We start from the raw sequence: 12,764 nt of genomic DNA on the forward strand, positions 1-12,764 counted from the left end.
TTCAGGGGTGGCTTAAAAATGCCCCTGTGGTGACCGTTCTTGCTTCAGAATGCTTTACGGAGCGGAACGATGAAACCGATTGACGCGGCAAGTCTGAATGTGACGCAGCGCCTGCAATCCGGCGCGTCTTCCCCTGTGGCTCGCACCGAGCAGGTGGCTTCTGCCGCCAGCAAGGAGAGCAAGGCGGCGGCTGCCGGAACCGGCGGCCTGACCCGGACCATTTCCGCCGGACAGTCCGCGCCGGTCGATCACGATCGCGTCGCGGAAATTCGCAAGGCTGTGGAACAGGGCAAATATCCCCTCGTCCCCGCCAAGATCGCCGACGCGATGATCGCCGCCGGCTACCTGTTGAGGTCCAAGTCGTGAGTCATACTCCTCCCCTGCGCGACAGCCTGCGGCAAATGCTTGCCCTGCTAGAAGGCGAGCGGCAGGCGCTTGCCGCCATGGACATGGAGCGGATCGTCACCTGCGCCGACGGCAAGATGAACCTCTGCGCGGTGATGGAACGCTGCACGAAGGCCGAACTCGACGAGGAATGCCACGGCCTGCTCGATGCGGTGAAAAGGCTCAACGAGATCAACCGCAAGCTGCGGAACCTGATCGCCGCCAATCTGCAGTCCCGCCTTTCCGCGCTGACCGGTTCCGCCGGCCTGTACCATGGCGCGGTCGCGGAGATGCCTCGCTAAGGCCCAGCTCTACATAACTGGCACGCTTATTGCTTAAACCTCGGAGGAACAGCAACCTCCGGGGGAAGACGTGCCCGCAATCAATCCTGTCCAGCATGGCGAGGTGCATGCCGCGATCGCGCGCGCCTCGGCGGCGACCGGGGTCGATTTCGACTATCTTCTGGCGCAGGCGAAGCTGGAATCGGGCTTCGACCCGTCCGCCCGTGCGGGCACCTCGACCGCCGCCGGCCTTTATCAATTCGTCAACGGCACCTGGCTCGACACGCTCGACAAGCACGGGGCTGAGCATGGTCTCGGCTGGGCGGACGGGGCGATCACGCGCGGCCCCGGCGGTGCGGCACAGATCGCCGATCCAGCCATGCGGGCCCAGGTCATGGCGCTACGCTTCGATCCCGGCGCGTCGGCGCTGATGGCGGCAGAGCTTGCGCGCGATAACAGTGCCGAGTTGCAGGGCTTCCTCGGGCGGGCGCCGGATTCTGCCGAGCTCTATCTTGCTCATTTCCTCGGCGGTGCCGGCGCGCGGGATTTCCTCGGTGCGCTGCAGGCTGATCCCGCTCAGTCCGCCGCGGCACTGATGCCCAAGGCTGCCGCTGCCAATCGCCCGATCTTCTTCAACGGCACGACGGCGCGTTCGGTCGGCGAAGTAATGGATGTGGTCCGTGCGAAGATGACGGGCGCCATGCACGGCACCTCGCCGGGGTTCGACGCAATGTCCCCGTCCGCTGCCTTCGCATACGCACGGGCCGGCGCGACCAGCGCACCTGCTCCTACGGCCACTCCGCCCGTCAGCCGCCCATCCATGGCGGAGACGCTGCGCGCCACCTTCGGCGGGTCTGGCGCACCCGCCGGAGAGGCCGGTGACCGCATTGATGCCGCCTACGCCAAATTCAAGGCTTTCGACCTGTGACCCTCAAATCGATCTTTTCTCCCGCGCTCGCGCTGCCGGCGGGCATCCTCACCATCATCGTGCTGATGGTGGTGCCGATCCCGTCCATGGCTCTCGACGTGTTCTTCGTGCTCAACATCGCGCTGTCGGTGGCGGTGCTGATGGCGGCGGTGAACTCAGAAAAGCCGCTGGATTTCTCGTCCTTCCCCTCCGTGTTGCTGTTCGCCACGCTGCTGCGCCTCGCGCTTAACGTCGCGTCCACGCGCGTGGTGCTGCTGAAAGGGCATGAGGGCGAAGCCGCGGCCGGCAAGGTGATCGAGGCCTTCGGCGCCTTCCTGGTGGGGGGCAATTTCGCCGTCGGCATCTTCGTGTTCCTGATCCTGATGATCATCAACCTGGTGGTGGTGACCAAGGGCGCGGGGCGCGTGTCGGAAGTCTCTGCCCGTTTCACCCTCGACGCCCTGCCGGGCAAGCAGATGGCGATCGACGCCGATCTCGCGGCCGGGCTGGTGACGGCGGACGAGGCGAAGGCGCGGCGGCGCGAAATCGCCACTGAAGCGGACTTCTACGGCTCCATGGATGGCGCGAGCAAGTTCGTGAAGGGCGATGCGATTGCCGCCCTGCTGATCCTGTGCGTGAACATCGTTGCCGGGCTGGTGCTGGGCATGATCACGCACGGGCTGAGCGCCGGCGAAGCGGGCGAGCGTTATGTCACGCTGGCGGTGGGCGATGCGCTTGTCGCCTCCATTCCCGCGCTGCTGCTGTCCATTGCGGCGGCGACGATCGTCACTCGCGTGTCCGATTCCCGCGACCTTGCCGGGCAGATCAGCGGCCAGCTTGCCGATCCGCGCATCTGGCTGCCGGTCGGCTGCGTATTGGGGGCGCTCGGTCTGATACCGGCCATGCCGCAGACGGTGTTCCTGCCGCTTTCGGCCGGCGCTTTCGGATTGTGGCACACGTTGAAAAAGCGGCGCGAAGCCGCAGCCGTGGCGGCCATCGAGCCGCCAGCAGAGGTCGATCCTTCGGTCATCAGTATGAGCGAGGTATCGGAGCAGGCGCTGGTGACGGTCGAGCTCGGCTACGGCCTTGTCCATCTCGCTGACGAGCGCCGCGGCGCGCCTCTGGTCGCCCGCCTCACTGGCCTCAGGCGGCAGATGTGCCAGTCCTTCGGCTTCATCATTCCCCAGTTCCGCATCAAGGACAGTTTCGAGCTGGCGCCGGACCGCTACCGCGTCACGCTGGGCGGGGCGCCGCTCGGCTCCGGCCAGCTGCGGCCGGACCGCGTTCTGGCGATCGACACCGGGCAGGTGGTGCGGGAATCCTTCCTGCAGGGCGATCCCACCCGCGATCCCAGCTTCGGCTGTCCGGCGCTGTGGATCGAGCAGGGGCAGCGCGATCTTGCTGTGGCGGAAGGCTATCTGGTGGTGGACGCGGTCAGTGTGGTCGCCACCCATGTGAACCAGCTGCTGTCGAGCCGGCCGCAGGAATTGCTGGGCCCCGACGAAGTACGCGAACTGCTGGACACCGTGAAGGAACGGCACGCGCAGCTGGTGGAAACGATCACGCCGCAACCGCTTTCGCTGGCGCAGATTACGCGGCTGATGCGCGCCCTGCTGGCCGATGGCATATCGCTGGCGCATCCCATTCCGGTGCTCGCCAGCCTTTCGCAGGCCGCCCAGCGCACCACGGATCACGACAGCCTGGTGGATATCGTCCGCGCCGATCTCGGCCCGCTGCTGGTCGGCAGCCTGTGTGGGCCGGACGAACAGCTCAAGGTCATCACTCTGGCCGCGGAGCTCGAGGAGATGGTGCTTGGCGGATTGCAGGACCCCTCCACCGGGCAAGCCATCATTGAGCCCGATCTTGCCCGATCCATCGGAGAACGCATCGGGCAGATTACGACCGGACTGCCGCCGGGCAGTGCGCCGGCACTGATCGTGCAGCCTCGCGCGCGGCGACCGCTTGCCGGGCTCTTGCGTCTGCGCGCGCCAGGCTGCGCGGTGCTTTCCATCAACGAGTTGCCGGCATCGCAGCCGATCGAAGTGATCGCGGTGATCGGCGGCAATGACGAGCAAGCTGCGCTGGGGCGCAGCCCGGACATCCAGGAAGAACGGACGATGCGCGACAGGGAGGCCATGGCCGCATGATCCAGAACCACGCAGGCTTGAGGGCCGAGAGAGTTTATCGCGATCCCATTGGCGAGCGGGTTGCCCGCTTCCTGCCGATGGTGCGCAAATATGCCTGGCATCTGGCCGGCAGTGCAGGCCCCGCGCTCGACGTGGAAGACCTGATGCAGGCGGGACTCATCGCCTTGACGGAATGTGCCCAGCGCCACGAAGGACCGGGGGAGGACGGCTTCGCCGCTTATGCCAAGCTGCGCGTGCGCGGCGCCATGGTCGATCTGCTGCGCAGCAGTTCCCCCGACGCGCGCGGGACGCGCGAGCGGCGGATCAAGCTGGAACGTGCCGAGCAGGCGCTGCGCAACCAGCTTGGACGGGAGCCAGGTCCGGCAGAACTTGCCGCCGCTTTGGGCCTTGCGCCGGAGGAACTACAACGGCTGCGCGCCGAAGTGGCCCCCGTCGCGCTCTCCTCCATCGACGAATGCTACTCCGACAGCGACGGCGCCTTCGCCAGCGACCTGCCTGACGCAGAGCAGATGCTGCTGCAGGCGGAGGATCGCTCCCTGCTGATACAGGCCATAGGCGGATTGCCGGAAAGGCTGCAGATGGTGGTCCAGCTCTATTTCGTCGAAGAGCTGAATCTGTCGGAGATCGCGTCCATCCTCGACGTCAGCGTGCCGCGCGTCCACCAGCTGAAAGCAGCAGCGTTGAAGCAGGTGCGGGCGGTGATGGACTCCGCCACCGCCTGCTGAGCACGCGGCGGGCGCGCAGAAAGCCTCGGAGCCAGGCAGGTCGAACTCCGGCTGGTCGCACTGGACGGCGGGCCCGGGACGATATATATACCGGACGATATGGAAAATGCCGCAACTCTCTCGCCGAGGGGCCGCCCGCGTGAATTCGATGTGGACGAGGCTCTCGCAGCCGCGCTCCGTGTGTTCTGGGCGAAGGGTTACGAAGGCGCATCGCTCACCGACCTCACTGAGGCGATGGGGATCACGCGGCCGAGCCTTTATGCGGCCTTCGGCAACAAGGAGGCGCTCTTCAAGCGCTCGCTCGACCTCTATGAGAGCGAGAAGCTGGCCTATGTCGGCAAGTCGCTGGCGGCGCCGACTGCTAAGGGTGTGGCCGAGCGCATGCTGGCGGGCGCGATTGAGAACGTCACCAGCGAATGCCGCGGCTGCATGGGCGTGATTACCTCCGTCAACTGCAAGGGCGAGGATTCGCCGATCCGGGAGATGATCCAGGCGCGGCAGAAATCGTCCTTCAAGGCGATTGAAGAGCGCATGCGCCGGGCGGTGGAGGAGGGCGATTTCACTCTGCCCATCGGCCCCGCGGCGATCACGCGCTATTTAATCGCCGTGATGCAGGGTCTTGCCGTGCAGGCGGGCGGAGGCGCAAAACGCGAGGAATTGGAAGACGTTGCCCAGTCTACTCTGGCGGTGTGGCCGGGGCGCTGATGCCCGCAGCGCGTGCTGCGCTGCAAAAAAATATCGAGCGGTACAGAATTATCGCTTGACCTGAACGCCAGATTACATACTTATCAGTACAGAAAGCTTCTGGGAGAGCGATCCTGATTCGTCGGCTGGTGTGGGCTGGGCGGAGCGGACTTGCTTTGCCCGGCGCAGACCTTTCCGGCCGGGTTCAACACCCGGTCAGACACTGACGGAATTTGACACTTAGGCCTTCGTGAAGCCGCGCTTCGGGAAGGCTGCCGCGCGCCTGCAAACAGGGCGCGGCGCGCCGAGGGATTCGCCATGAATGATTTGACGCCGATCGAGATCGACCAATTGAACCGCGAGGGTGCGGGGCGCCAGCGGAGCTCCGCGCGCCGCGTGTTGTGGATCGTCCTTGCTGTGATTGTGGCCGCGGGCGCATGGTATTTGCTGCGGAGCGGCCCGGCACCCGCTGCCGCCCCGCCGCTTGCCGTGGTCGGCGTGGCCAATCCGCTGCAGCGCGAAATCACCGAATGGGACGATTACATCGGCCGGTTCGAGGCGAGCCGTAGCGTCGATCTGCGTCCGCGCGTGTCGGGACAGGTTACCGCGGTGCATTTCCGCGATGGCCAGGTCGTCAGCAAGGGACAGGCCCTCTTCACCATCGATCCGCGGCCCTATCGCGCGGCGCTGGCGGAAGCGCAGGCGGGCGTAGCCACGGCGCGGAGCGATCTCGCACTCGCCCAGGCCGATCTTGCCCGGGCAGAGCGGCTGGTGGCCGACGACGCCGTGTCCAAGAGCGAGCTCGATTCCCTGAAAGCACGCGTCAACGCCAGCCAGGCGGCGCTCGCCGCCGCACAGGCCCGGGTGCGTTCGCGCAGTCTCGATGTGGAGTTCACCACCGTGCGCGCACCGATCAGCGGCCGCATCTCGGATCGCCGCGTCGACCCGGGTAACCTCGTCGCGGCAGGAGACGGCGCTGCCGCGACGCTGCTGACCACGATCAAGGCGCTGGACCCGCTCTATTTCACCTTCGACGGTTCGGAGGGCCTGTTCCTCAAGGCCCAGCGTCAGGGGCTGGAGCGTGGCGCCCCCGTGGACATCAAGCTGCAGGATGAAAGCGACTACAACTGGCACGGATCGCTGGACTTCACCGACAACGGCCTCGATCCGGACTCGGGCACCATCCGCGCCCGTGCGATCGTGCCGAACAAGGACGGCTTCCTGACGCCGGGCATGTTCGGCAACATGCGCCTAGCCAGCGGCGGCAAGGTGAATGCGCTGCTCGTGCCCGACACGGCAGTTCAGGCTGACCAGACCCGCAAGCTGCTGCTGGTCGTTGGCAAGGATGGCACGGTGTCCGCGAAGGAAGTCGCGCTCGGCCCGCTGGTCGATGGACTGCGGGTGATCCGCAGCGGTCTCGATCCGAAGGACCGGGTGGTGATCGAAGGCACGCAAATGGCCTTCCCTGGCAGCAAGGTGAAGCCGCGGTTCGACAAGATCGCTCCGCCGGAAGCCACAAAAACCGCCTCACGCCCCGCCGAAGCCCCTCCCGGAGAAGCGACGCTCGCCAACTGACGGCGAACTGCTCCCCCGACTGACCTCGATTCTCCCAGGAGCCCGAAATGCGCCTGTCACGCTTCTTCATCGACCGGCCGATCTTTGCCGTCGTCGTCGCCGTCATCATCACGCTTGTGGGCGCGATTTCCTATTCATTCCTGCCGGTGTCCCAATATCCGGAGGTGGTGCCGCCCACGGTGACGGTCACCGCCACCTATCCTGGCGCCTCGGCGGAGACGGTGGCGGACACCGTCGCCAATCCGATCGAACAGGAAATCAACGGGGTGGACGGCATGCTCTACCTCTCCAGCCAGTCCACGGGTGACGGGAGGGTGACGATTACCGTCACCTTCAAGCAAGGCACCGATCTGGACCAGGCTCAGGTGCTGGTACAGAACCGGGTGGCGATTGCCGAACCGCGCCTGCCGGAAGAGGTGCAGCGCCTCGGCATCGTGACACGCAAAACCACGCCGGACTTCCTGCTGATCGTGAACCTGATCTCCCCGGATCAGAGCCTCAGCCGCGAATATATCTCCAACTATGCGCAGACCCGCATCAAGGACCGGCTTGCGCGTATCGAAGGCGTGGGCGAGGTACAGCTGTTCGGCAGCCGCGAGCTCGCCATGCGCGTGTGGATCGATCCCGGCCGCGCGGCGGCGCTGAACCTGACGGCGGGCGACATCGTGTCCGCCCTCCGGGCTCAGAACGTCCAGATTGCCGCCGGCACCCTGGGCCAGCCACCCAGCCAGGACAGTGCCTTCCAGCTCAACGTGGAAACGCAGGGCCGCTTTACCGATCCGACGCAGTTCGAGAATGTCGTCATCCGCACCGATGCGGATGGCCGCCAGGTACGCGTGGGCGACGTGGCGCGGGTGGAGATCGGCGCGGAGAATTACAGCACGTCCGCCTATCTCAACGACAACGATTCCGTGATCATCCCCGTGCTGCAGAAGCCCAATTCCAATGCGCTGGCCTCTGCAGAGGCGGTGAAGGCAGAGATGGAATCCCTGTCCAAGGATTTCCCCGCGGGCCTCGAATACCGCATCGTCTACAACCCCACGGAGTTTATCCAGCAGTCCGTGGACGCGGTGATCCATACGCTGATCGAAGCCATCGTGCTGGTGGTCATCGTGATCGTGGTGTTCCTGCAGAAATGGCGGGCCTCGTTGATCCCGGTGCTGGCAATCCCGGTCTCGCTGATCGGCACCTTCGCGGTGCTGGCGATGCTCGGCTATTCGCTCAACAACCTCTCGCTGTTCGGGCTGGTGCTGGCCATCGGCATCGTCGTCGACGACGCGATCGTGGTGGTGGAGAATGTCGAGCGGAATCTCGAGAACGGGATGAGTCCGCTCGAAGCCGCGCGCCTTTCCATGGATGAAGTGGGCGCCGCCCTGATCGCGATCGTGCTGGTGCTGTGTGCCGTGTTCGTCCCGACGCTGTTCATCGGCGGACTGTCGGGCGCATTCTACCAGCAGTTCGCGGTGACGATTTCGGCCGCCACGATCATCTCGCTGGTCGTCTCGCTCACCCTTTCTCCTGCGCTCTCGGCGCTGCTGCTGCGGCCGCACCGCCATGCGCCGGAAGGCGCCTATTGGCAGCAATTGGTGGAGCGGGGCGGCAACGCCTTCAACCGGGCGTTCGATCGCTTCAGCATCACCTATGGCCGCTGGACGGAGCGGCTGGTCGCCATGCCGCGGCGGATGATGGCCGCCTATGTCGGGCTAATCGCGCTCACCGGGGCGGTGCTGTGGGCCACGCCCACGGGCTTCATCCCGGCGCAGGATCAGGGCTACTTCTTCACCGTCATCCAGCTTCCGCCCGGCTCCGCCACATCGCGCACCGACGAGGTGATGAAGAAGGTGGCCGCGCGCATGCTGCCGCTCGAAGGCATCAAGGGCGCCGTCATGCTCTCCGGCTTCGATGGTACCTCCGAAACGCAATCCGCCAGCGCCGCGGCCGCCTATTGGGTGCTCGACGATTTCGAGGAGCGCGCCAGCAAGGGCCAGACCCTCGAAAAGCTGATGGCCGAAGCGCAGAAGGCGACGGCGGACATCAACGAAGCACGGCTGATGATCGTGAAGCCGCCGATCATCCGCGGCATCGGCTCCGCCGGCGGCTTCCGGATGATGGTGGAGGACAAGAATGGCGAAGGATACCGCGCCCTGCAGCAGGCCGCCAATGCGGTGATCGCACAGGCCAATCAGGAAAAGGGCCTGGCAGGCGTCTATACCTTCTTCGACACCAGCACGCCGCGGGTCCGCGCCGATATCGATCGCGACAAGGCGCAGATCCTGGGCGTGCCGCCGTCGCGCGTGTTCGAAACGCTGCAGGTCTATCTGGGTTCGGCCTTCATCAACGATTTCAACCTGCTGGGCCGCACCTATCGCGTGACCGCGCAGGCTGACGCGCAGTTCCGCAACAGCCCTTCGGACATTGCCAACCTGCAGACCCGTTCGCTCAACGGTTCCATGGTGCCGCTCGGCTCCGTGGCGACGTTGAGCGATACGACCGGGCCTTACCGGGTCACCCGCTACAACCTTGCTCCGGCAGTGGCGGTGGATGGCGATACGGCGCCGGGATATTCGTCAGGCCAGTCGCTCGTCACCATGGAGAAGGTGGCGGCCGAGACGCTCTCGCGCGGATATGACATCGAGTGGACGGGCATCGCCTATCAGCAGAAATATGCCGGGAATACTGCCGCGCTTGTCTTCGCGCTGGCCGTCGTGCTCGTCTTCCTGGTGCTGGCGGCGCAGTATGAAAGCCTGGTTATGCCGCTGTCGATCATCCTGATCGTGCCCATGTGCCTGCTGGCGGCCATGATCGGCGTGAACCTGCGCGGCATGGACAACAATGTGCTGACGCAGATCGGCCTGATCGTGCTGATCGCGCTGGCGGCGAAAAACGCGATCCTGATCGTGGAATTCGCCCGCCAGGGTGAGGAGCTGCATGGGCTGAGCCCGGCGGAAGCTGCGGTGCAGGCAGCACGGACCCGCCTGCGGCCGATCCTGATGACCAGCTTCGCCTTCATCCTGGGGGCGGTGCCGCTGGTGATCGCCACGGGGGCGGGTGCAGAGCTGCGCCAGGCGCTGGGCACGGCAGTGTGCTTCGGCATGCTGGGCGTGACGGGCTTCGGGCTGATCTTCACCCCCACCTTCTATGTCGTGTGCCGCGGGCTGGGCGATCGCATCGCCCGCCTGCGCACCAAGCGTGGCGGCAGCAACGATGCCGCGCTGCATCCCGCCGAATAGGTGCCATCATGAACTATCGCACTCTCGCAACCGCCTCTCTTGCCGCGCTCGCCCTTTCGGGGTGCGCGGTCGGGCCGGACTACGCCGCCTCCCCCCCGCGTCCCGCGTCGTCCGGCCCCTTCCTTTCCGCCAGTGATCCGGCTTTCGCCCCGGCGCCGCTGCCCGCGCAGTGGTGGCGGCTGTATGATGACCCCGTGCTCGATGGGCTGGTGCGCGATGCTCTGGCGCAGAACACCGACCTGCGGCAGGCGGCGGCGCGGGTGGAGCGGGCGCGCGCTGGGGTGCGCGGCGCCCGGGGCCAGGCCCTGCCGCAAAGCTCGATCGGCGCCAGCGCGACCTATAACCGCTTGCCCGAAACGCAGGTTCCGCCCGGCTTGCAACGCGAAGACTGGTCCTACGATGCCGGCATCGATGTTGCCTATGAGGTCGATCTCTTCGGCCGCATCGGCCGCGGCATTGAAGCGGCGCGGGCGGATCTCGCCGCGAGCGAGGCCGATGCGGATGCGTTGCGGGTGATCGTGGTCGCCGATACCACGCGCGCCTATGCCGATGCGGCGTCCGCCTCGGCGCGCCTGCGCGTGGCCCGTGAGATCGTCGACCTGCTTGATCGCCAGCTCGCCCTGACGAGCAAGCGGCATGAGGCCGGACTGGAGACAGGCCTTGCCGTCGCCCGCATCGCCACGCTGCGTGAACAGCGGGAAGCGGATATTCCGGCGCTGGAAGCGGCGCGTGCCGCTGCCCTGTTCCGCCTCGCGACGCTGACGGGGCGGGCGCCCGCCGAATTGCCGCCGATCGCCGGGGAGCGCAGCATTGTGCTGGAGATTACCCAGCCGCTGCCCGTGGGCGATGGGGCGCAGCTGCTTGCCCGCCGGCCCGACATTCGCGCTGCCGAGCGCCAGCTTGCGGCGGATACGGCGCGGATTGGCGTTGCCACTGCCGATCTCTACCCGCGCATCTCGTTGGGCGGTTCGATCGGTTCGACCGGCCCCGACCTGGGCGACATCTTCACCGGCGGCCCGCTGCGCTGGGTGTTGGGCCCGCTGCTGAGCTGGTCCTTCCCGAACCAGGAGGCAACGCGCGCGCGGATCGATGCGGCGGAAGCGGATGCCGACGGCTCGCTCGCTGCTTTCGATGGGACGGTGCTGAACGCTTTGGCGGAAACCGAGACGGCTTTGTCCAACTACGCCCACGCGATCGAGCGACGGCGCGCGCTGCAGGCTGCGAGCGAGCAGGCCGACAAGGCGGCGCGCATCGTGCGGGCGCAGCAGCGCGAAGGGGCGATCAATTCGCTCGACCGGCTGGATGCGGAGCGGACGCTAGCCGAAGCGCGCGCGCAGCTGGCGGCGCAGGATGCCGAAGTCTCCCGCGCGCAGATCGACGTGTTCCGCGCGCTGGGCGGCGGCTGGAGCAGCTAGGCCCGGCGCGGCCCGCTTATTGCCACCCGCCGCCAAGCGCCTTGTAAAGGGCGATGGCGGCGGCCGAGTGCGCAGCGCGTGCCTGCACGTCCTGAGCCTGCGCGTCCATGAGGGCGAGCCGCGCCTGTTCGAGTTCGAGCCGGCTGTCTTCCCCCCGATCCGCACGCAGTTGCGCCAGGGCGAAAGCATCCTGCCGGCGTTGCAGCGCGTTCCGCGCGGCCTCTGCCGCGGCACTGGCTGCGGCGAAGCGGTTGGCGGCGCTTTCGCTATCCGACAGCGCGCCGATCACCGCTGCCTCATAGCGGGCCGCTGCGGCATCCGCCCGCGCATCGGCGGCGCGTACCTGCGCGCGGATGGTGCCGAGTGAGAAGATCGGCCAGCGGAAGCTGGGCCCCACTGAATAGCGGGTGCTTGCGCCGTCGGGCAGGTCGTCCAGGCTCTGCGCCTGCTGCCCCACGCTGCCCAGCAGCGAGAAGCTGGGGTAGAGATCGGCGGTGGCTACGCCCACAGCGGCCGTGGCGGCGGCCAGTTCGCGCTCCGCCCGGCGGATGTCGGGGCGGCGTTCGAGCAGTTCGGACCGTACACCGCTGGCGATCACCGGCGGAGCTTGCGGGATTCCACCGGCGCTCGCGCGGAGTTCCGGCACCAGCGCTTCGGGCGTCGCGCCGGTGAGCACGGCGAGACGGTATTCGCTGCCGGCCACATCCGCTTCGGCATTCTTCACCGCCGCCCGGGCCGCTTCGGCAGAGGATGCGGCGCGATCGGCCTCCATCCGGTTGGTTTCCCCCGCACTGGCCAGCAATGCGGTGAGCTGCGCGATCTGTGCTGCGGCGCGAGCCTGCTCCTCGGCCACGCGGAGCCGGGCCTGCGCGGCGCGGTAATCGAGGTAGCTGCGCGCCACCTCCGCTGCCAGCACCACCTGCGCATCGCGCGCCGCCCACATCGCCGCCTGCTCGCGCGCGGCGGCGCCCTCGATCTCGCGACTGGTCCGGCCCCACAGATCGATCTCCCAGCTGGCGTCGAAGCCGACATCGAACAGCGGGAACTGCGGTTCGAAGCCGGGGATGCGCGCGACGGGGATCTGCCCGTTCTCGCTCAGCCGGTTCTCCGTGGCGCTGGCATTGGCGCTGCCCTGCGGCAGCCGCCCGCCCTGCGCAGCCTCGCGCATGGCGCGGGCTTCGGCCAGGCGCGCGGTGGCCTCTGCAAGGTTCGGGCTGTTGCGAAAGGCGCGTGCCACCAGCCCGGTCAACACCGGATCGCCAAACCGCTCCCACCATTGCGGATCGACGTCCCCCGGTGCCGCCGCTTCGAGCCAGTCCGCGGACATGGCGGCTTGGGGGCGCTGGTAGTCCGGCCCGACGGTGCAGCCGGTGAGCAGGACCAGAAGAAGGGGCGGGGCGAAGCGGATACGCATGT

10 protein-coding genes are annotated in these 12,764 nt (G+C 67.0%); 9 read left to right on the plus strand and 1 reads right to left on the minus strand.

Annotated features, from left to right (window positions below):
- Positions 1 to 69: 69 nt before the first annotated feature.
- The 9 genes from AEB_RS06555 (at position 70) to AEB_RS06595 (ending at position 11,348) form a co-directional block, all read left to right on the plus strand.
- A complete protein-coding gene (locus AEB_RS06555) occupies positions 70 to 366 on the plus strand; it encodes a flagellar biosynthesis anti-sigma factor FlgM (RefSeq protein WP_119082463.1) in 297 nt (98 codons plus the stop codon).
- Positions 363 to 686, plus strand: a complete 324-nt coding sequence (locus tag AEB_RS06560; protein WP_331851755.1) for a hypothetical protein — start codon at positions 363 to 365, stop codon at positions 684 to 686. Before AEB_RS06555 ends, AEB_RS06560 begins: the two co-directional genes overlap by 4 nt.
- Positions 687 to 756: 70 nt before the next feature.
- Positions 757 to 1,593 carry a lytic transglycosylase domain-containing protein gene (locus AEB_RS06565; protein WP_231958943.1) on the plus strand — a complete coding sequence of 279 codons (837 nt, stop codon included), beginning with the start codon at positions 757 to 759 and terminating at the stop codon, positions 1,591 to 1,593.
- A 65-nt stretch (positions 1,594 to 1,658) separates the two neighbouring features.
- Complete coding sequence (locus tag AEB_RS06570) at positions 1,659 to 3,719, plus strand: flagellar biosynthesis protein FlhA (RefSeq protein ID WP_231958977.1); 2,061 nt, start codon at positions 1,659 to 1,661, stop codon at positions 3,717 to 3,719.
- Complete coding sequence (locus tag AEB_RS06575; protein WP_119082466.1) at positions 3,716 to 4,444, plus strand: sigma-70 family RNA polymerase sigma factor; 729 nt, start codon at positions 3,716 to 3,718, stop codon at positions 4,442 to 4,444. Before AEB_RS06570 ends, AEB_RS06575 begins: the two co-directional genes overlap by 4 nt.
- Positions 4,445 to 4,543: 99 nt before the next feature.
- Positions 4,544 to 5,149, plus strand: coding sequence for a TetR/AcrR family transcriptional regulator (locus tag AEB_RS06580; RefSeq protein ID WP_119082467.1), 606 nt, complete (start codon positions 4,544 to 4,546; stop codon positions 5,147 to 5,149).
- 297 nt (positions 5,150 to 5,446) lie between these two features.
- Complete coding sequence (locus AEB_RS06585; protein WP_119082468.1) at positions 5,447 to 6,703, plus strand: efflux RND transporter periplasmic adaptor subunit; 1,257 nt, start codon at positions 5,447 to 5,449, stop codon at positions 6,701 to 6,703.
- Between the two features lie 47 nt (positions 6,704 to 6,750).
- Complete coding sequence (locus AEB_RS06590) at positions 6,751 to 9,933, plus strand: efflux RND transporter permease subunit (protein WP_119082469.1); 3,183 nt, start codon at positions 6,751 to 6,753, stop codon at positions 9,931 to 9,933.
- An 8-nt stretch (positions 9,934 to 9,941) separates the two neighbouring features.
- Entirely contained in the window at positions 9,942 to 11,348 is a 1,407-nt protein-coding gene (locus tag AEB_RS06595; RefSeq protein ID WP_119082470.1) for an efflux transporter outer membrane subunit, read from the plus strand.
- Between the two features lie 16 nt (positions 11,349 to 11,364).
- On the opposite strand, the gene AEB_RS06600 is transcribed toward AEB_RS06595, so the two are convergent.
- Positions 11,365 to 12,762 carry an efflux transporter outer membrane subunit gene (locus AEB_RS06600; protein ID WP_119082471.1) on the minus strand — a complete coding sequence of 466 codons (1,398 nt, stop codon included), beginning with the start codon at positions 12,760 to 12,762 and terminating at the stop codon, positions 11,365 to 11,367.
- Positions 12,763 to 12,764 lie beyond the last annotated feature (2 nt).

The sequence above is a fragment of the Altererythrobacter sp. B11 genome, assembly GCF_003569745.1.
GTDB lineage: Bacteria > Pseudomonadota > Alphaproteobacteria > Sphingomonadales > Sphingomonadaceae > Croceibacterium_C.